We start from the raw sequence: 20,295 nt of genomic DNA on the forward strand, positions 1-20,295 counted from the left end.
TTCGTTGCGCAAGATTACTTGGCCGAACAACCGCAGGAGCGCTTCCATGACGTCTGGGGTTCTCAACCTCGTGCTGAAGCGGCTGGGGATCGCGGCGGTCACGCTTCTGATCGTGCTGTTCGCCGTTTTTTTCGCCACCAGCATGCTGCCCGGCGACACCGCGTCGATCCTGCTCGGCCAGGCGGCTACACCCGAAGCCGTCGCCGGCCTGCGCGAGGCCATGCATCTCAACGATCCGGCAATCCTGCGCTTCCTGCGCTGGCTTCTCGGCCTGCTCCACGGCGATCTCGGCACTTCCTATGCCAACCAGATGCCGGTCGCGGCGCTGATCGGTGGGCGCTTCGTCAACACCATGGAGCTTGCCGGCATCACCACCCTGCTCTCGGTGCCCCTGGCGCTGACGTTGGGTATCACCGCCGCCATGCTGCACGGCTCCCTCTACGACCGCACCGTCACCGTCGTTTCGATCGGCGTCATCTCCGTGCCGGAATTCATGGTCGCGACCCTCGCGGTCCTGCTCTTCGCCGTTTATCTCAAATGGCTGCCGGCGCTGTCCTCGGTCAATGAGGCGCATACTCTGACCGACCTCGTGCGCATCTATGCAATGCCCGTGATCACGCTGACCTTCGTCATCTCCGCTCAGATGATCCGCATGACCCGCGCCGCGGTCATCGAGACGCTCTCCACGCCTTATGTCGAGATGGCGCTGCTCAAAGGCGCCTCACGCGGCCGCATGGTGCTGAGACACGCGCTCCCCAATGCGCTCGGGCCGATCGTCAACGCGGTCGCGCTCTCGCTGTCCTATCTGGTCGGCGGCATCATCATCGTCGAGACGATCTTCAACTATCCCGGCATCGCCAAGCTGATGGTCGATGCCGTCGCCACCCGAGACCTGCCGCTGATCCAGAGCTGCGCGATGATCTTCTGCCTCGGCTATCTATTGCTCATCACCGCCGCCGATGTCGTCGCCATCATGTCCAACCCGAGGCTCAGATGACGATTGCGCGCGCCACAACCTCCCGTCGATCCTTCCTGGGCCACAGCTACAGCCTCGTGGGCATCGTGGCCGCTTTGGTCATCCTGGCTTGGACGCTTGTCGCGATACTCGCGCCCTACATCATTCCTCATTCGATTGGAGACATCGTCGACGACGATTATTTCGGCCCGATGCGTCAGGGGCTATGGCTCGGCTCGGACTATCTGGGGCGCGACATGCTCTCGCGGGTGCTTATGGGCGCGCGCTACACCGTCGGCATATCGCTCGCCTCCGTCGCCATCGCCTGCTTTTCGGGCGTCGTGCTGGGGATGATCGCGGCCGTCACCGGTGGCTGGCTCGACATCTGCCTCAGCCGCTTCCTCGACGCCATGAATTCCATCCCCAGCAAGCTGTTCGGCCTTGTGGTCGTCGCCGCGGTCGGCTCGTCGATCCCGGCGCTGATCCTGACGCTGGCCGTCATCTATATACCAGGCGCCTACCGCTTCGCGCGGGCGCTCGCCGTCAACATCAACACCATGGATTTCATGACCGTCGCTCGCGTCCGTGGCGAGAGCACCGTCTATCTCATCGGGTCGGAGATTCTGCCCAATATCATCCGTCCGGTGCTTGCCGACTTCGGCCTGCGCTTCGTCTTCATCGTGCTCCTGCTCTCCGGCCTCTCGTTCCTGGGGCTCGGCCTGCAGCCGCCGCTCGCCGATTGGGGCGCGCTGGTGCGCGAGAACATCGGCGGCCTGCCCTTCGCGGCGCCTGCAGTCATCGTGCCTTCGCTGGCGATCGCTAGCCTGACCATCAGCGTCAACCTGCTGATCGACAACCTGCCGCAGAAGATCAGGGACAGGGACGCATGACCAATCTCGTCGAGGTCAGGAACCTGAGGATCGAGGCGACGACCGACGCCGGACGCGTCGTCGAGATCATCAAGGGCGTCAGCCTCGACATCGCCGATGGCGAGATCGTCGCCCTGATCGGCGAGAGCGGCTCCGGCAAGACAACGGTGGCGCTCTCGCTCATGGGACACGCGCGATCTGGCTGCCGGATCACCGGCGGCGAAATCAATGTGAACGGCAAGAACATGGCCGCGCTTTCCGAAAAGCAGCGCGCCAGGTTGCGAGGCACCGACATTGCCTATGTTCCGCAAAGTGCCGCCGCCTCCTTCAACCCTTCGTCCACCATCATGGAGCAGGTGATCGAGGTTACGCGCATCCACAGGCTGATGCCGTCCGAGCAGGCGCGAAAGCGCGCGGTCGAGCTGTTCAGGGCCTTGTCGCTGCCGGACCCGGAAGGAATCGGCGCCCGTTATCCGCACCAGGTTTCAGGTGGGCAGTTGCAGCGGCTGTCGGCGGCCATGGCACTTATCGGCGATCCCAAGCTGGTCATCTTCGACGAACCTACGACGGCACTCGACGTGACGACGCAGATCGATGTGCTGAAGGCATTCAAGTCGGTCATGCGGGCCGGCGGGATAGCGGGTGTCTACGTTTCGCACGATCTCGCGGTCGTTGCCCAGATCGCCGACCACATTGTGGTGCTGAAGGGCGGCCAAGTGCAGGAGACCGGCACCACGACTCAGATTCTTTCGGCTGCGCAGCACCCCTATACGCTCGAACTGCTGGCTGCCTTCGAGCCGAAGCCGCGGCAAGCGCACGCGGACGCAGATGCCGGCGCGAAGCCGTTGCTGCGCATCGATAATGTGACGGCCGGCTATGGCGCGCTGCGAGATGACGGACTGCCACTCATCAGGGCCGTCGATTCCGTCAGCCTGGTCGTCGAGAAAGGGCGCAACCTCGGCGTCATCGGCGAATCCGGCTGCGGAAAATCGACGCTGGCGCGCGTCATCGCCGGCATTCATCCGGCGGCGGCCGGCGACATCATCTTCGACGGCAAGCAACTGGAGCGTGCCGCAGGCAAACGCAGCCAGGACCAGCTGCGCGAGATGCAGATCGTGTTCCAGTATGCCGACACCGCGCTCAATCCAGCCAAGGCGATCGAAGACATCATCTCCCGTCCACTGGCCTTCTATCACCGGCTCGACCGGCAGGCGCGCTCGAAGCGCGTCGACGAACTGCTTGACATGGTCCGCCTGCCCAGGGCGCTGCGCTACCGTCGCCCGTCGGAGCTCTCGGGCGGCCAGAAGCAGCGGGTGAACTTCGCGCGCGCCCTGGCGGCCGGGCCCAAGCTCATCATCTGCGACGAAATCACCTCGGCGCTCGACGCGGTGGTGGCGGCCGCCGTGATCGAACTGCTCAAGGAACTGCAGCGCGAGTTGGGCCTTTCCTACATTTTCATCAGCCACGACCTCTCGGTCGTCGAGGCCATCTGTGACCAGATCATGGTCATGTACAATGGCGAGCGGGTGGAGCAGATCACGCCCGACAAACTGCAGGCGCCCACCCACCCCTATTCGAAGCTTCTGTTCTCCTCAGTCCCGAAGCTCGATCCGACGTGGCTCGATAGCCTCGTCCGAGACCCCGAGCTGGTCAGCCAGTACGGCCATCGCTGACTACAAGGGAAAGAGGCTGGGCAGCGACATATGCGTCTTGACGGTGGGAGACCTCAGCACCGCGAAGCTGAAACACTTGTCAATGCCGATATCCATGTCGGTGAGCTGCTCCATGGATCTCGATGTCAATTCGATCGAGTTTGATGAACTGTCCAGGAATAGAGGTTTTGGGAGCCGCCGTTAGCTCCGCCGTCATCCGTGCCGCGGAACTCTCCCGACGCTACAATTGCGAGCAGAGCCGGTAGGCCTCGTAGATCGACGAGTAGATGTCCCGGCTGGCAACCGCGTCTCCAATGCGGTGCAAGACAAACGATCCAGCGGCTTGGGCATTATCAGCTTCCTTTGTCCCCGCGCCGGTCATGAGTGCTATGTCGGTGACGCCGCTGTTGGCTGAGCACACACGCAATTCCTGGTAGGTATCCTCCATGGGCGCGGTGCCGCGCTCGACAATGAGTTGGGCCGCGAGCACTTCCGTTTCCGCACCGGTGAGTTCGTGCCGGAATGTGGCGGCTATTCCGTTGCCTTGGCGTGCTGCCTTGACCAGGCGCACGTCGCTGATGACGCGGATGCCGCGTTCCGAGGCGCGTTTGCGAAAACTCACCCTGTCCGGATAAGGCGTCTCGATCGCCAGGGTGTCGTCCGCTATGGCCAGGCTGACCAAGCGCCCCAGACGGGCAAGATGCAGAGCGCAGGAAATTGCGGCCTGGCGTCCGGTCTCATCGTAGATGAGCACATCGTCCTTCGCCGGCACCACCCCGGTCAAGACGTCCCAGACGCTGTGGCAATGTTCGGCGCCCTCCAGCCACTCCATGTCGGGAACGCCGCCGGTGGCGATGATGACCGCGTCCGGTTTGTCGGCGAGGACCACTGCTGCGTCCGCATAGGTGTTGAGACGAACTTCCACACCAAGGCGAGTGAGTTCGCCGGTGCGCCAGTCGACTATGCCGATGAGATCCTTGCGGTCGGAGGCGGAGGCCGCGACGAGCACCTGTCCGCCAAGCCGTGCTCCGGCTTCAAGCAGGGTCACTTTGTGTCCGCGCTCGGCGGCGACCCGTGCCGCTTCCATCCCACCCGGGCCACCGCCGACCACGACCACCCGTTTCGGCGTTTCGGCCCGGTCAATGATGTGGTTGACGATCGTCTCATGGCCGCTGGCCGGGTTGTGAATGCACTGCACCTTCTTGTACAGGCAATAGGATGCGCCGACACACGGGCGGATGCGTTCTTCTTCTCCGCGCATCACCTTGTTGACGATATGGGGGTCGGCGATATGCGCCCGGGTCATGCCGACCAGATCGACCAGGTTTTCGCGGATGGCATGTCGAGCCGTGGCTACATCCCGGATTGCCGCGGCGTGGATCACGGGCAGTTTGGTTTCCCGCTTGAACCTGCCGACCACGGGCAAAAACGGCGCGCTGGGGCTAAACATGCCGGGCATGTTTTGCTCGGCCAGGGACAGCTCAGTGTCCATGCGGCCAAAGATGCAGTTGAAGAAGTCGATATGGCCTTCCCGCTCGAACAGCCGGGCGAAATCAAGGCATTCCTCGAAATCCGGTCCGTCTTCGACTGCCTCGTCGATCACGAAGCGGATACCCACAGCGAAGTCGTCGCCGACTGCGCGGCGGATCGCCTCGTGAACCATCAAGCCGAAGCGGGCACGGTTTTCCAGCGAGCCGCCGTAGGCGTCCGTGCGCCTATTGGTTCTACGCGACAGGAATTGCCCGATCAGATGGCCGCCGGCAACGGTTTCGATGCCATCCAGACCTCCGTCACGGCAGCGCCTGGCGGCGCTGGCGTAATCCTCGATGATCCTGCCGATGTCCGCAGCGTCCATCTCCTTCGGGAAATTCCGGTTTCGCGTCTCTCGGATGCGTGACGGTGCCACCGGCGGGAGCCAGTTCCCGGCGTAGGCGGTGGCGCGCCGGCCAAGATGTGAGACCTGGCACATGACGGCGGCGCCGTGGCGATGGATTCGCTGCGATAGCAACTGGAGATGAGGGACGATGCGATCGGTCGAAAGGTCCAGCTGACCGCCACCCCAACTGGAGTCGGGCGAGGTCATGGCCGAGCCGCCCGCCATGGTCATCGCCAGGCCGCCGCGCGCCTTCTCCTCATGGTAGCGTTGGTAGCGCTCGAGCGGCAGGCCGCCATCGTCCAGCATCGAGGCGTGACTGGTGCTGACGACACGGTTGCGCAGCGTCAGACCCTTGAGCCGAAACGGCTGAAGCAGAGGATCGCCGGACGCGCCGCCTGCTGGAGATGCCGCTGTGTTCACGTCGTGCCCCCTCCCATTCATGAGGGTTATAGTCCGTCATTTGTGAGGCTGGAGAAAGCTTGAAAATCGTTAGGGTGGCTATACGCTGAGCGTATGGCCAGTTTCGCAAAACTCATCCCTTCCGCGCGCGGACTGCTTGTTTTCGAAGCTGCTGTCCGCTCTGGCAGTTTCACCGCCGCAGCGCGCGAATTCAACGTCACGCAACCGTCGGTCAGCCGCAGCATCGCCCAGCTCGAGGCCGATTTTGGGGTCGCGCTTTTCACGCGCAGTCCAGCGGGATTGGCCCCGACCGCAGAAGGGCGTGCCCTCTATTCGGCCGTGCGGGAGGGGTTTGACGGCATCGAGGAGGTGATCCGGAGAATCAAGCAGAGCGGTGCTGCAAAGCCGATGGTCACCCTCTCTCTATCGAGTTCTCTGGCAACATATTGGTTCGTTCCCAGGTTAGGAGCTTTCAACACGAGGTTTCCGGATGTGGACCTGAGGTTCGAACTGATCGCGGGCGTTCTGAGAGGGCCGGCCGAGAATGTCGACCTTGCCACGAGGATCCTGTCGGACGACGACACCCACTATCACCGCTGGGCGTTCTCGCCGGAAATCATTGTTCCGGTATGCAGCCCATCCTATTTGTCAGCCCACGGTCGGTTGATGCATGCCGGGACTGGGGAGGGTCATGCCCTGCTGCATCTGACGGACGCCAAGGAGCAGTGGCTGGACGCTTGGGGCAACGTGGCCAACCGCAGGACCAGCAGGGCAAAGTGGCTCGAATTTTCCGACTACGCGGTCGTGCTTCAGGCCGCGATGAACGGGGAAGGCGTGGCGCTCGGCTGGCTCAGCAACGTCTCGAGAGCGTTGCTTCAGGGAACCCTTGTCCCAGCTTCGGACCGGCAGATCAATACGGGCCGGATCCATCAGCTTATTGCACCGCGCTCACGGCCGCTACGGCCGATCGTTTCTGACATCCGCGCCTGGATGGTCGCCGAGATGCAAGCCGAATTGAAGGCACTGCACCCGATCTTGCGGCCGGACATCTTGTAGCGGACGGCAGGCCACAAATGCAGCACGGCTCGGCCAGCGCCGACTACATCGGAAACAGGCTGGGCAGCGGCATGTGCGCCTTGACGATGGGAGACTTCAGCACCACGAAGCTGAAATATTTGTCGATGCCAATATCCATATCGGTCAGCCGCTCCATGATCGTCTGGTACTCGCCAATGCCGGCGGTGACGAACTTAATCAGGTAATCGTAGCCGCCCGAGACGAGATGGCATTCGATGACCTGGTCGATCTTCTCCACCACGGCGAGAAAGCGGGCGAAGTCCACCTGGCGATGGTTCCTCAAGGTGATCTCCGTGAACACGGTCAGCATCTGGCCGAGCTTGCCGATATTGATCTGCGCGGAATAGCCTTCGATATAGCCCTCCGACTGGAGTTTCTTGACCCGCATCAGGCAAGGGCTCGGCGACAAATGGACCAGCTCGGCCAGTTCCACATTGGTGACGCGGCCGTTCTTCTGCAGTTCGTGCAGAATCTTGATGTCGATCCGATCCAGTTTCATGGCCGTCTCCGAACAACGCAAGCCACAGCACAAAATGCTGCCGTGCCAATAACCATCGACACTACCACAGCCCGTCTGCCTGTCCATCCGAACGAACACTGCTTTGAAACGCAGGGACTTCCGATTTCCACGGGGTCGTCGGAATAAAATTCTGCTTCGCCTTCAACTGCAGCAGCGGCTGCCTGCGCAACGCGATAGATTGAAACGTCAAATGAGAGAGGATCATGCGCGCGCCGCTGCAGCAAATCGAGACATCCGGCGAACTGCCGCAAGCCGCGGACGCGGTTATAATCGGCGGCGGCGTCGTCGGCGTCTTCACGGCCTATTACCTGGCGGAGCGCGGCATGAAGGTTGCGCTCGTCGAAAAAGGACGCATCGGCGCCGAGCAGTCCTCCCGGAACTGGGGATGGTGCCGCCAGCAGAACCGCGACGCCCGCGAACTACCGATGGCGACACGAAGCCTCGATCTGTGGGAGCGTTTTGCGGCGAAGACCGGGGAAGACACCGGCTTTCGCCGCTACGGCCTGCTCTACCTCAGCAATGACGAGGCGGAACTGGCCGGGTGGGCGCGCTGGCGCGACTTTGCCAGAACGGCTGGCGTCACGACGCACATGCTCAACGGCGCCCAGGCCAGCGAGCGGGGCGGCGCCACGGGCCGGACGTGGAAGGGCGGCGTCTTCTCGCCAACCGACGGCACCGCCGATCCGTCGCAAGCCGCGCCCGCGGTCGCTCGTGCCATCCTGAAGCTCGGAAGCACAGTGCACCAGAATTGCGCCGCACGCGGCATCCAGACCGAGGGCGGACGCCTGAGCGCCGTGGTCACCGAAAACGGGACGATCCGCACCAAGGTGGCGGTCCTGGCTGGCGGCGCCTGGGCCTCCTCCTTTTGCCATCAGTTTGGCTTCCGCTTCCCGCAGGCCTCGGTTCGCTCCTCCATCCTGTCCGTGTCGCTAGGCGCGGAGGGCCTTCCGGATGCGCTGCACACGGCACGGATCTCGGTTACACGTCGCGGCAACGGCGGCTATACGCTCGCCATAAGCGGTCGCGGACGCGTGGACGTCACGCCGCAGCAACTGCGCTTTTCGTCGCAGTTCGTGCCGATGTTCCTGAAGCGGTGGCGCAGCCTCGCGCCCGGCGGCCTGCAGGGTATGCGTTCTGGGCACGAAACGCTCCAGCTTTGGCGGCTCGACCAACCGACGCCAATGGAGCGCATGCGCATTCTCGATCCGGCCCCGGACCAGGCGACCATCCGCCTGACCCATGCCCGTGCGCTTGAGTTGCTGCCGGCGCTGCGCAAGACGACGATCAGCGCGGCCTGGGCCGGCTACATCGACAGCACGCCGGACGGCGTGCCCGCCATCGGCGAGATCCCTACCCTTCCGGGTTTCTTCCTGGCTGCTGGATTTTCGGGGCACGGCTTCGGCATCGGGCCCGGCGCTGGACACCTCGTCGCCGATCTGGTGGTCGGGTCGGAACCGATCGTCGATGCGACACCCTACGATCCGCGCCGCTTCGACGCTTCGGCCTGGGGCAAGGTCGCCGACTTCTGAGAGGCGATTCATGCCCGCCCCCATAGCCGTGGCTTTAGCAATCACATCAGCTTTCCCGAAGAAAGACGCCGATCGGCGCTGGTCGGACAGGCGCCTGCCCGCGAAACCGGCCGACGGCGTCGGGCTTGCAACCGGCCTTCGCCGCGACGAGTTCGACGGCGGCCAGTTGGCAGTAGCGCCCCTGGCAGCGCCCCATGCCGACGCGCGAAAGCGACTTCACCCTGTTGGCCTCGCCGCCGCCGGCATCCGCGCTCTCGCGCACGACGCCCGCGCTCACATTCTCGCAGCGGCAGACGATCGCGTCCTCGGGCAGCGCCCGCACCATCTCGGACGGCCAGGGAAACGCGCAAGCCAGACCGCGGGCAAAGCGCTCCAGCCGCGCGAGCTTGTGCAGATCGGCGTTGGCGGAAGGCGCCGGACGTCCGAGATCGGCAAGGCACGCGGCCGCGGCAAGGCACCCAGCGATCTCCGCGCCGTCCGCCCCGAGGAGACGGACCCCATCGCCGGCGAGATAAATCCCATTGCCGGCCCGACCCATCCGATCGATCTTTGGCAGCCATTGCCGCCACTGTTCATCATAGGTGAAGGCGCATCCTGCCAGGTCGGCGAGATGCGTCTCGGCCCGCAAATGCCAGCCCATGCCCACCATGTCGCATGATGTGGCGCGCTGCCTTCCACCAGCGTCGCGCCAGCGCACCGCCGCCACGCCCGACCCGTCGGTCTCGATCCGTTCGAGCGTCACGCCCGCGTGATAACGGCCACCAAGCCGCGCTCGCATAACCAACCCGCGCAACGCGACGACTGGCCGAGCGGCAAGCTCCCACAGCCCTCGTAGTTGCTGGCGCCAGGGAGAGGTGTCGAGCACCGCCGGCACATGGGCGCCAGCCTTGACGAGCTGCGCACCAACCAGAGTCAGTAAAGGCCCGGATCCCGTCAGGACGATCCGTCGCCCGAGTGCCACGCCTTGTGCCTTCAGCGCGATCTGCGCCGCGCCGAGGCTGTAGACGCCGGCGCTCTGCCAGCCGGGGACGGGAGCGACGCGGTCGGATGCGCCAGTGGCAAGGATCAGACGGTCATAGAAGATCACCTGGACGCCGCTCTCCCCCAGAACATGCAGACGACCCTCATGCACCGCAATGACCGAGCTGCGCGCATAATGGGTGAGCCGCCCCTCTGCGGCCAGCTGGTCGAAGAGCGAATGTAGCGCGCGCGCCTTCTGCGCCTCCGACCCGTAGAGCTGCTGCGGGGGGCGGGTAAACCCGGCAGGCGGGCGACGATAGATCTGTCCGCCCGCGCGCTGCCCCTCGTCGATCACAATCGGATGGAAGCCAGCATCGACCAGCGTCGCCGCAGCCCTTATACCGGCGGGGCCTGCACCCACGATCACGATCCGCGGCGAGGCAAGATCGCTCACGGCCAGTTCTCCGGCGGCGTGGTGCGCAGCCGCATGCCCTCGGCAATCAGGGTTGTGCACGCGCGCAGACGCGGTCCCTCCTCTTGCCAAACCCAGCAGTCCTGGCAGGCGCCCATCAGGCAAAAACCGGCGCGCGACTCCGATCCGAACTCGGAGTTCCGCAAGGCGTGTCCTGATGCCAGCATGGCGGTCAGCACGGTGTCTCCCGCGAGCGCGCCGCGCATCTCACCGGCGAGAAGGAAATGCACCTCTGCCCGGTCGCGCTCCGCCAGCCGGACGATGCGGCCGGGCGTGATCATTCCGCGGCCTCTCGCACCGGGCAAGGATGCGGCAGTTCGGGGAAGCGTTCGCAGACCGCATCGAAGGCCGCCTGAACGCCCTCCGGCCCGGCGCGTCCCTTCATGCGCCGGAAGATTTCTGTCTTGGCGAAGAACCGCCAATGGATCGGCAAGGCATCCAACAGAGCGTGGAGCCGATCATAGGAGGCCGGCGTCCACTGTGCTTCGTAGCCGTCGCGCTCCGGACCGAAATGGAAATGGCCGGCAGGGGGCCCGTGCCGTGCGCGCTGCTGCGTCGTCGCCTGCTCGTCGACCTCGCCGCCGCGCAGGACGACGCCGTAATCGCGCTCGGCCGCTGCCGCCGAGACATAGCCGCGCCGCACGTCCCGCGCGACCTGCCACGGCTCGCGCCGATACGGATCGCCACGCCCACCGCCCCCAGCGGAGCGGATCTCGAGCATGTCACCTGGCTGCAGGACCGCCGTGTCGATATTGCCCAGCCGCCGCTCGTGCTCGGTCCCGGGATTGACGACCATGTCCGACAAGCCGGCCGCCTTGCCGCCCAGCACGCCCCAGGGACGGAAGAAGCTGCGGTCGCGGTTGCGTGCTGTAATCCTGGAGTCGGGGGCGAAGACGCGGAAGGCCATTTCGGTCGCCAGCCCGCCGCGCCAGCGGCCCGCACCACCGCTGTCCCTGGCGAGCCCGTATTTCACGAATTCGACCGGGGTTTCGGTTTCGGTGATCTCGATCGGCGTGTTCCTGAGATAGGCGGCATCCGCGCCCGATCCGTTTGTCCCATCGCGATGCGGCATCGCCCCGCCGCCACCCACCACGGGGTTCACCGCCGCGATGACGGTCCGGCTGGTGCGCTCGTCCGTGGTCATGACGTTGACGATGCAGTTGTTGCCGGCCGGTGCTGCGGGCAGCCGCTCTGGCACGGCCTGCGAGAAAGCGCCGAAGATAACCGAGCGTAGCCGGGCGCAGGTCAGCGAGCGCATGCCCACGGCGGCCGGGTGGACCGGATTGAGCACCGAACCCAGGGGCGTGATGCAAGTAAATGGCCGGGTGAGGCCCGTGTTGAGCAGGATCTTCGGGTTCAGCGTGTAGAGCACATAGTAGACGCCTACCAGCAGCATGGTGTGGCGCGGGTCGCCGCCCGAGGGCACGTTGAGCGAGGAGCCGAGCTGCGGATCGGAGCCGGTGAAGTCGAGCACCGCCTCGTCGCCCCTGATCGTCAGCGTCAGCTTCAGCCGGCAAGGATTGGCTTCGACCGAATCCTCGTCGGCATAGTCGGCGAACTCCCATGTGCCGTCGGGCATGGCGCGGAGCACGTCACGCGCCTGCGCCTCCGCGTGGTCGAGAAGCGCGGCGACGCCTTCGACGAAGCCGGCCTTGCCGAACTTCTTCACCATCGCCTGGATCTTGCGCTCACCGGTGTTGAGTGCGCCGACCAGCGCCTTGATGTCGCCGATGTTGAGGTCGGGCTTGCGCACATTGGTGCTCATGATGCGCAGGATGGTCTCGTCGAAGACGCCCTCCTTCACCAGCTTCATCGGCGGAAAGCGGATGCCTTCCTGGTGGATTTCGGTCAGCGCCCGGCTGAGCGAGGCCGGCACCGCCCCGCCCATGTCGGTGTTGTGGATGTGTCCGCCGGTCCAGGCGACGATCTCCCCGTCGACGAAGACCGGCTTCCATAGATGCGTGTCGGGCGCATGCGTGGCGACGTGGCCGGAATAGGGATCGTTGGTGAAGGCAACATCTCCCGGCCGATAGTCGCTGACCATCGCGATCGCGCGGTGGTACGAAAGCCCCGGATACCAGGTGGCACCGAGTTCCATCGGCACGGCGAAGGTCGCGCCCGTGCTGTCCATCAGCATCACCGTGAAGTCCTGCGTCTCCTTGACGAAGGCGGAGTGCGCGGTGCGGTGGAGCGTGTGGGCCATGTTTTCGGCCGCCGCGCGGGCATGGTTCGCCAGAACCTGCAGGTTTGTGCGGTCAAACATGGCGTCACTCCGGGAAGGTGAGCAGAAGGTTGAGATGGCGGTCGACCCGTGCCTGCGCTCCCGCGGGGATTGCAAACGTTGTATCTTCCTGAACGACCACGGCAGGCCCATGGAACGTGCTGCCAGGCACGAGGGTTTGCCGGTCGTGAAGGTCGACGGTCTCGACGCCGAGTCCCGTATAGACCGCGAGCCGTCGTGCCGGATTGGCCGGGGCGTCGACCTCATCGGCTTGCGGGAGGGAAAGTTTCGGCCCCGCGCCTATGGCGGATAGCCGGATGTTTACAAGCTCAACGTCGCCGTCCGGATCGTGAAAATCGTAGAGTTGCTGATGGGTGAGGTGAAAAGCCTGCACGATGGCGGCCATATCGCCGTCCGCCAGCCATTGCGGCGAAAGGACGACTTCGATCTCATAGCTCTGCCCGACATAGCGCATGTCGCAGAAGAGATTGAGTTCCGCGGCCGCGTTATGCCCCTGCGCTGCGAGCCAATGACGGCCCTCACCCGCAAGCGCGTCGAAGGCCTCGCGAATTGCCGGCAGCGACGCGTCCGATAACGGGCTGAAGACGGTCCGGATGAAATCTCCGCGCAGATCCGCCACCAGCCCACCCAGGGCCGACACCACGCCGGGGCGGCGCGGCGCCATGACGCGTTTCATGCCAAGTTCGCGGGCAAGGAAGGCACCGAGCATCGGGCCGCCGCCGCCGAAGGGCATGAGCGTGAATTCGCGCAGGTCCACGCCGGCGCGCGAGGCGAGTTTCTCGACCTCGACGAACATTTCCGACACCGCGATGTCCAGGATCGCCTGGGCCGTCTGCTCCACCGGGCGGCCGAGCCGGGCGGCAAGGTCACCGACCGTGCGATATGCCAGCCGGGTATCGATGCGAAGCTGTCCATAGGCCATCTCGCTGTGACCGAGCCAACCGCATACCACCATGGCGTCCGTCACTGTCGCCCGCTCGCCGCCCCGGCCATAGCATGCCGGCCCAGGTGTCGATCCAGCCGATTCCGGCCCGACGCGCAGCACACCCTGCGCGTCGACACCGGCGATCGAGCCGCCGCCGATGCCGATCGAGCTCACCGACACGGAGGGGATATGGAGCGGGAATTCGCCGATCAACTCGCCGGTGCCGAATTGCGCCTTGCCGCCGATGATGAGGGCGAAGTCGGCCGAGGTCCCGCCGATGTCGAGGGTAAGAACCTTGTCCTCGCCAGCCTGGCGCGCCAGCCACGAGGCGCCGATCACTCCTGACGCCGTCCCCGACAAAAGCATGTTCACGCAGGCGCGCTTGCCTTCCGCAGCGTTCATCAGCCCGCCGTTCGACTTCGTCAGCATCGGGCGCGCCGGTACACCGCGGCTCCACAGCCGCTCTTCCAGCGCCGTCAGATAGCCCGAGACGCGCGGATGGACATAGCCATTGAGAATGGCGGTCGAGCTGCGCTCGTATTCGCGGATGACGGGCCAGACCTCGGCAGAGGTGAAGACGAACAGGTCGGGCGCAAGGCGCGTGATCACCGCCTTGACGGCGGCTTCCTGCGCAGCATTGCGCCAGGCATGAAGGAAGGAGATGATGATCCCTTGCGCACCGTTCAATTTCGCCGCAGCGACCGCGCTTTCCACCGCCGCCATGTCCGGCGCCCTGGACTCCCTCCCGTCGGCGCGCATGCGTGCTGGAATACCGAAGACCATGTCGCGCGAGATCAGCGGATCCGGCCGCGAGCAGAACAGCGAATACATGTCCGGCATGCGAAGCCGCGCCAGTTCGATGACATCCTCGAAGCCGCCATTGGTGAGCAGCGCGAGCGGCGCGCCCTTGCGCTGGATGATCGTGTTGATACCGACGGTCGTGCCGTGCACGAAGCGCGTCATACGGACTGGATCAAAGCCTTCGCGCTCGGCCAGAAGGGCAAGACCCGTCATCAGTTCGGCGCCGGGATCCTGCGGCGTCGTCAGCACCTTCAGCGAAGCGAGGCGTCCGGAGTTTACTTCGAGCGCGCAGAAATCGATGAATGTCCCGCCAATGTCGACGCCGACCTTCCAGTCAGCCTCTTGCCGCGCCTCATTCGCCGCGATCGTACCGTCCATGATGCGTTCCTTCCTGTCCGCCGACCAAGACTGGCACGAACGGACGGTCAGGGTCCAAGATGGATGACGAGCAAAGATATAAGCCTTACTTATGCTTTGGCGCGATGTTCGCCGAGGACGGCCGAACAGGCAGCACGGATTTCGTCGCGCATCATCTCGTCGGCCCGCGAAAGCCCCCGTGTGCGCGAGGTGAGCAACGCGATTGGAAATTCCGGCCCTTCCGCCAGCGGCCTGACCGCAAGCCCGGCAAACTGGTGCCACGGCAGCAGCGCGTCGACCAAGGCGATGCCGAGACCGGCCTGGACGAAGCCGACCGCGGAAATGGAGACGTCGATCTCGAGCGATGGCGAGAGCGTGACGCCCTGCGCGCGGCCGGCGTGGGCCAGTTCGTCAGCGGGACGGGTATTTCCGCGATAGGATATCAACTCCTCCCCGACGAGATCAGCGAGTATCAGCTCGGTTTTCCTGGCCAACGCATGCCCGGCGGGCAGCAGGCAAGCGAAGCCTACGCTGCCGATCACTTCGGCCTCGACGTCGGGCGGTAGGCGGTCGTCCATTGCCACGCCGAGGCTGGCATCGCCGGCGCGCAGCATGTCGATAATCGCGGCGATCGGCGCGATATGGGAACGCAGCAGAATATCGGGATGCCGCGCCCGAAATTTGGTGAATGCGCGGGGCAATACCGCCATGGCCGGCGGCGGCGAGGCCGCGACCCGCACCAGCCCGGTCCGGCCGAGACGCAGGTCGTTGGTCTTGCGGCGCAAGCCTTCCAGCCCCGCCGACAGCCTTTCGGCATCGGCGAAGATCTCAAGCGCCTCCGGGGTCGGCCGCAGCCTCCCCTTGACGCGCTCGAACAGCGTGAAGCCGAGCTCGTCCTCGGTGTGGAGCAGGATTTGGCTGAGCGCAGGCTGGGAGATGTTCAGCATCCGCGCGGCGGCGGTCACGGTGCCTGCGCGCATGACCGAGATAAACACTTCGAGCTGCCGGGCCCGCATTGCCACTCCATAGGTAAAACTTATGGCTCTCGTTCAAACCCATCTTTGACGCAATGCCGCCGCGCGGACAAGATCGGCGTGTTCAAAGATTATCCGCTCTGCGCCAGATCAGGATGATGTTTGGCTGAATCGTCCTCTTGGTCCAGCTCTGGTTGCAGCATGATCTTTTCGCAAAACCGGTTCCCACTTTCGGGATCATGCTCTGAGAAACGACTATGGATGTGATCGTGCTGGGCGGCGGATTGATGGGGACGGCTTCAGCCTATTTCCTTGCCAGGCGCGGCGCGCGCGTGACGTTGATCGAGCGCAATCGGATCGGCACGGGCGCAACCGTCGCCTCGTTCGGCAATATCCGGCGCACCGGGCGCCATCTGTCCCAGCTTCCGCTGGCCCACCGCTCGCTCAGGCTGTGGGGCGAAGCCGAGAAAATGCTGGGCCGCGACGTGGAGTTCCGCGCCACCGGTCATGTCCGACTGATCTTCGATGAAGGCGGTCTCGCCGACATGCGCGCCTATGCTCAAGCGGCGCGGCCCTGGGGGCTTGAACTGGAAGAACTTGGTCCGCGCGAAATTCGTGCCCGTTTTCGCGGACTCGGTCCCGACGCGATCGCGGCCTCGTTCTCGCCCCGCGACGGCAGCGGCAACCCGCGGCTGATTGCGCCAGCCTTTGCCGAGGCTGCGCGCAAGTTGGGCGCGGAAATCGTCGAGGGAGCTGAAGTCCAGACGATCAAGCATACGGATTCCGGTTTCCTTGCCGCCACTGGAAAGGGCACGTTCGCCGCCGAGTGCCTGCTCAACACCGCCGGCGCCTGGGGCGCGCGCATCGCCGCGCAGTTCGGCGAAGAGGTGCCGCTCGATGCCCGTGGCCCGCAGATGGGCGTGACCGAGCCACTGCCGCATCGGATCCTGCCGGTAGTCGGCCTCTGGACGCGTGACAAGGACCATGGCGCCTATCTGCGCCAGGTCGAGCGGGGCAACATCGTCTTCGGCGGCGCGGCCGAAAGGGTGCCGGTGGACCTGGATCCGGGCTATGCGACGGCCGACCCCAGGCGCCTGCCGGCACAGTTGCGCGCCGTCGTGCGGCTGCTGCCGGCGATCGCTCAAGTCGCGGTTATCCGTACTTGGTCCGGCTGCGAAGGCTATATGCGAGACATGCTGCCCGTGATGGGACGCTCGGCAACGACGCCAGGGCTGTTTCACGCCTTCGGCTTCAGTGGACACGGCTTTCAGCTCGGCCCCGGCGTTGGTGACGCCATGGCCGAACTGATCGTGACCGACCGTTGCGAGACACCGATCGACGATTTCAGGATCAATCGCTTCAGCCGCGGAGCCTAACGAAGCGAACCGATCACGGTTGGCCTCCCCGAAGCCATGACCGTTTTTAGGAAACACCAGAGCTTACCGCAACGGGCGATATCGCTGAACGGTTTCGGGTGCCGTCAGGCGTACGAAAGTCTCTCATGCAGGAACCCGCGGGCCGCAAGCGGTGGGCTATGGGGATTTGTGTTTCGGGGTAAGTCAGCGCCTGTCGCGGACGTCCACATGGGGCGCTAGTGGCTGGTCGAGCATGCGGCTTTTGGTGGGCTCAGGTAGAACAAGCTGCCGTTGCCCGATACGTGATCAGTCCCGGACTGCCGATGATGCCACTTCCGGGCCAACGATCGCCTGTTGCTACCTTGTGACCGATTGAACGGCAATGAGCGGCCGTCTAATGCCGCGAAGGTATGGGCAAGCGGGACAACAGTGCCGCCAGTTCGGCCTGGCGGCTCGTCCCCGTTTTCGCAAAGACAGCCCGCAGCTGCGTTCGGGCGGTCTCGCGGCTGATGCCCAATTTTGCGCTCGCCGTGCGAATGCCTTCCCCAGATGCCAATTGCGAGGCCAGACGCGCTTCCGCTCTTGTCAGCTTGAAAGTCACGCTCAGCAATTGCTCATTCAGAACCGGTTCGGTCACAAGATTTGTGAAATACAGTAGGATGTCGCCGCCATTGAACAGATCATGCCCTAATGCAGTCATGGGCATCACCTCCGCTATCATCCGGGGGTACCCCTGGCGCGTAATGACAACAGGTTCGGACCGAACCGACAGACCCGAAACGGCGGCTCTGATGAAGCCTTGAAGACGGGCGTCACTCGGCTGATCAGTCGCGCGGATGCGGCCGTGTCGGACAACAAGGTCGGAGCCGAACAGGGCTGCTGCGCGTTCGTTAAACCGCCTCACGCATCCACGACAGTCCAGCAGCACCGCGCCAAAATTGAGCCGATCAAGAGTTATTAGGCTTGGACCGACAGATAGCTCGCCGAGCTTCTCTGCTGTGCTTATGATCCGGCTCAGGCCCGGCGCCACTCTCAGGAAATGATCAGCTTCGCTCGGGTAGAACGGTCCTCTCTGAGCATCGCGGTACAGCGACACCCCCCATCTGCGGTTCTTGACCACCAAGCCGACCAAGGCCCACCATTCTCGGTGTCCGGGACGGGCGATCTCTTGATAATAAGACAGCCCCCTTCGTTCCTGCGGAGTTGTGATTTCGTCCTCTACAGTGAAACTGATCGGGGGTTTCGCGAGCAGCTGCGGCCTCTCAAGATGGGGACTGGGAGCGTCTCCGATCCGCTGATGCCAAAGAGCCGAAAATTCAGCATGTTCCGTGGAGTCCGGCACGCGGCCGGCTTTACCACGCTGATCGGCCGCAAAAGGGTGCGCTTTTTCGCAGGTGCGGAGAGCGCAGCTCGTCGCGCCCAGCGCATCCGCAAGTTTTTGCAGCCCTCCCGGCCACCGCTCAAATTCGAAAGCGGCGTCGTAGCAGGCCTCTAGGGCAAGTGCGGTTGCGTCGGGAGCCATTCGAAACCCACCTTCATTTGGATGAGTTACCACTCACCCGCGACGATATCACAGATGGCTGAAATTCAGTACAGCAAGTCACTCATCGCCGATCGCGGGACGTGGTGAAAGGCGACGATAAGGCTCACTTGGCCATCTGGTCGGTAACTCTGACCGGGCATAGAGGCGCACATCCTCGGCGCTGCGCGTGCCGGTGCCACGGCGTCGTACCAGACTTTCGCGGCCCGCTCAGGCATCTACCACCTCCCGGCAGGCAGGAATCTCGACGCGTTGGTGCTGGATTCCGGCCCACATTCACTAGGAGCAGCGTAGTCCCGATATTCACCCATACGGGTGATGGCAGACAAAGTCGCCGGCAGCATCTTCCCGATCGACCATCGGATGGACGCAGTGAGATGATGTCTTTCGTTCCACGCTACGCTGCGCAAACGGCACGAGCCCGATTGTTCGCTGTCGCGGTAGGCGTGACAATGTCGATGTCAGCCACGGCTGAGCCGGTTTCCTCGGTGGATCTCGAACTGGTTCTTAGCGTCGATGTATCATCTTCAATGGGCGAGGCGGAACAACGGCTGCAGCGGCAAGGATATGTCGAAGCGCTCCAGGATGCCAAAGTTTGGCGGTCCATCAAATCCGGCCGGCGCGGCAGAATCGGTATAACCTATGTCGAGTGGGCAGGCCCAGACCACCAGAGCGTGCGGATACCATGGGCTATTCTGGAGCAGCCCGAAGATGCGGCCGCCTTCGCAGAGGCGCTGCGAGCCCAACCAATCATCAGGGGGCGCGGCACCTCAATCTCAGGGGCGCTCCTGTTGGCGGGCAAGCTGCTGGCGGGTGGGCCTGCAGGCGATCGCCAAGTCATCGACGTCTCTGGTGATGGACCCAACAATGCCGGCCTTCCGCTTCAACCGGTGCACGACACACTCATAGCCGATGGCGTGACCATCAATGGGCTGGTGATCTTGCTGCACGCAGACGACACACTTGACAGCTTTGGTCCGCGTTATGTCGAGTTGTACTATGAGAGCTGCGTCATCGGCGGTTCCGGGACTTTCGTTGTCACCGTAGCGAAGACAGCCGACTTCGCAAACGCGATCCGAAACAAGCTCGTAAATGAGATTGCTGGTCTGTCTGCCAGCGTGCACCCTGCGGCTTATCAGGTCCACTCAGGACCGGTTGTCGATTGCGACACGGTCGGAGAGGCGCCTGGACGATAAAGAGCCCCTAACGTTAATTCCGCAGCGGCCGATTTGTCACGAAAGCCACGGGCGTTACGAAACGAGAGCCGGAACGCCCCACCCGTGCGCACATCGTGGAGTTCTCAGGAATGCAACACGTTCGAAATTCCTCTACAACGACGCTGCGCCCCTCGTTCTGCTACGCGTTCGCATCGGGGCGCTTCAGCTCCTGGCGCTCGACCCAATTTCCCTCCGGCGATCGCCATTGCCCATACCGGCGACAACCGTCGACAGTTCAGCTCCAATATTTGAAAACTCTTCCGAGATGATTAGGCATCATGAACACCTGTTCCGAATTGTGGCTGGTAAAACTGACCATTGCGACCAATGAACTGCTTTATGGGGGTGATTGGGACAGTCGCTGTGAGTCCGGTTGGGTGGCGAGGGCACGCAACTGGCCGCCCCCGCCACTTGGAACAACGGGATTGACGCGGCCAAGTCAACCCACGCTGTCGAGGTGGAGTTCGCCGGTGAGCACGCGCTCGTTCGGATCTATCGGGCCCAGATTCTTCACAACCCGGAAGCGGCCGCGCTGCGCCTGCGCGATGTACATGTTCATGCGAACATGGTGCTGG

General features: G+C 63.9%; 15 protein-coding genes and 1 pseudogene. 7 read left to right on the forward strand and 9 right to left on the reverse strand.

The annotated features are described in order from the left end of the window. Positions 1-46: 46 nt before the first annotated feature. The 3 genes from FJ958_RS23095 to FJ958_RS23105 are packed head-to-tail and all read left to right on the forward strand — an operon-like array spanning position 47 to position 3,497. Complete coding sequence (locus FJ958_RS23095; RefSeq protein WP_140745756.1) at positions 47-997, forward strand: ABC transporter permease; 951 nt, start codon at positions 47-49, stop codon at positions 995-997. Then, positions 994-1,845, forward strand: coding sequence for an ABC transporter permease (locus tag FJ958_RS23100; protein ID WP_140745758.1), 852 nt, complete (start codon positions 994-996; stop codon positions 1,843-1,845). The genes FJ958_RS23095 and FJ958_RS23100 overlap by 4 nt, the downstream gene beginning before the upstream one ends. Continuing rightward, the gene (locus FJ958_RS23105; RefSeq protein WP_140745760.1) at positions 1,842-3,497 is read left to right on the forward strand and encodes an ABC transporter ATP-binding protein; all 1,656 of its coding nucleotides are present in this window, start codon (positions 1,842-1,844) and stop codon (positions 3,495-3,497) included. Before FJ958_RS23100 ends, FJ958_RS23105 begins: the two co-directional genes overlap by 4 nt. Here FJ958_RS23105 and FJ958_RS32155 read toward each other — a convergent pair. After that, positions 3,498-3,611, reverse strand: a pseudogene (locus FJ958_RS32155) (Lrp/AsnC family transcriptional regulator); the annotation flags it as partial. 106 nt (positions 3,612-3,717) lie between these two features. Further along, positions 3,718-5,793, reverse strand: coding sequence for an NADH:flavin oxidoreductase (locus FJ958_RS23115; RefSeq protein ID WP_140745762.1), 2,076 nt, complete (start codon positions 5,791-5,793; stop codon positions 3,718-3,720). Positions 5,794-5,865: 72 nt separating this feature from the next. Between FJ958_RS23115 and FJ958_RS23120 the strand changes: the two genes are divergently transcribed. Further along, a complete protein-coding gene (locus FJ958_RS23120; protein ID WP_140745764.1) occupies positions 5,866-6,807 on the forward strand; it encodes a LysR substrate-binding domain-containing protein in 942 nt (313 codons plus the stop codon). A gap of 43 nt (positions 6,808-6,850) precedes the next feature. On the opposite strand, the gene FJ958_RS23125 is transcribed toward FJ958_RS23120, so the two are convergent. Next, a complete protein-coding gene (locus tag FJ958_RS23125; RefSeq protein ID WP_140745766.1) occupies positions 6,851-7,327 on the reverse strand; it encodes an Lrp/AsnC family transcriptional regulator in 477 nt (158 codons plus the stop codon). 224 nt (positions 7,328-7,551) lie between these two features. Here FJ958_RS23125 and FJ958_RS23130 point away from each other — a divergent pair, with 224 nt between their 5' ends. Next, positions 7,552-8,877 (forward strand): FAD-binding oxidoreductase, encoded by a 1,326-nt coding sequence (locus FJ958_RS23130; RefSeq protein WP_140745768.1) that lies wholly within the window; start codon positions 7,552-7,554, stop codon positions 8,875-8,877. A gap of 46 nt (positions 8,878-8,923) precedes the next feature. On the opposite strand, the gene FJ958_RS23135 is transcribed toward FJ958_RS23130, so the two are convergent. The 5 genes from FJ958_RS23135 to FJ958_RS23155 form a co-directional block, all read right to left on the reverse strand. Next, positions 8,924-10,291 carry an FAD/NAD(P)-binding oxidoreductase gene (locus FJ958_RS23135; protein ID WP_140745770.1) on the reverse strand — a complete coding sequence of 456 codons (1,368 nt, stop codon included), beginning with the start codon at positions 10,289-10,291 and terminating at the stop codon, positions 8,924-8,926. Further along, positions 10,288-10,590 carry a (2Fe-2S)-binding protein gene (locus tag FJ958_RS23140; RefSeq protein ID WP_140745772.1) on the reverse strand — a complete coding sequence of 101 codons (303 nt, stop codon included), beginning with the start codon at positions 10,588-10,590 and terminating at the stop codon, positions 10,288-10,290. The genes FJ958_RS23135 and FJ958_RS23140 overlap by 4 nt, the downstream gene beginning before the upstream one ends. Further along, positions 10,587-12,572, reverse strand: a complete 1,986-nt coding sequence (locus FJ958_RS23145; RefSeq protein WP_140745774.1) for a hydantoinase B/oxoprolinase family protein — start codon at positions 12,570-12,572, stop codon at positions 10,587-10,589. The genes FJ958_RS23140 and FJ958_RS23145 overlap by 4 nt, the downstream gene beginning before the upstream one ends. Before the next feature lie 4 nt (positions 12,573-12,576). Then, entirely contained in the window at positions 12,577-14,655 is a 2,079-nt protein-coding gene (locus FJ958_RS23150; protein ID WP_140745776.1) for a hydantoinase/oxoprolinase family protein, read from the reverse strand. Between the two features lie 89 nt (positions 14,656-14,744). Further along, positions 14,745-15,650, reverse strand: a complete 906-nt coding sequence (locus FJ958_RS23155; protein ID WP_140745778.1) for a LysR family transcriptional regulator — start codon at positions 15,648-15,650, stop codon at positions 14,745-14,747. A 215-nt stretch (positions 15,651-15,865) separates the two neighbouring features. On the opposite strand from FJ958_RS23155, the gene FJ958_RS23160 reads away from it, so the two are divergent. Next, the gene (locus tag FJ958_RS23160) at positions 15,866-16,984 is read left to right on the forward strand and encodes an FAD-binding oxidoreductase (protein ID WP_140745780.1); all 1,119 of its coding nucleotides are present in this window, start codon (positions 15,866-15,868) and stop codon (positions 16,982-16,984) included. Between the two features lie 373 nt (positions 16,985-17,357). Here FJ958_RS23160 and FJ958_RS23165 read toward each other — a convergent pair whose 3' ends face one another. Beyond that, the gene (locus FJ958_RS23165; RefSeq protein ID WP_140745782.1) at positions 17,358-18,485 is read right to left on the reverse strand and encodes a helix-turn-helix transcriptional regulator; all 1,128 of its coding nucleotides are present in this window, start codon (positions 18,483-18,485) and stop codon (positions 17,358-17,360) included. Positions 18,486-18,955: 470 nt separating this feature from the next. Between FJ958_RS23165 and FJ958_RS23170 the strand changes: the two genes are divergently transcribed. Further along, positions 18,956-19,699 (forward strand): DUF1194 domain-containing protein, encoded by a 744-nt coding sequence (locus FJ958_RS23170; protein ID WP_181176485.1) that lies wholly within the window; start codon positions 18,956-18,958, stop codon positions 19,697-19,699. The last annotated feature ends 596 nt before the right edge of the window (positions 19,700-20,295 follow it).

Source organism: Mesorhizobium sp. B2-3-5 (genome assembly GCF_006442395.1).
Classification (GTDB): Bacteria; Pseudomonadota; Alphaproteobacteria; order Rhizobiales; family Rhizobiaceae; genus Mesorhizobium.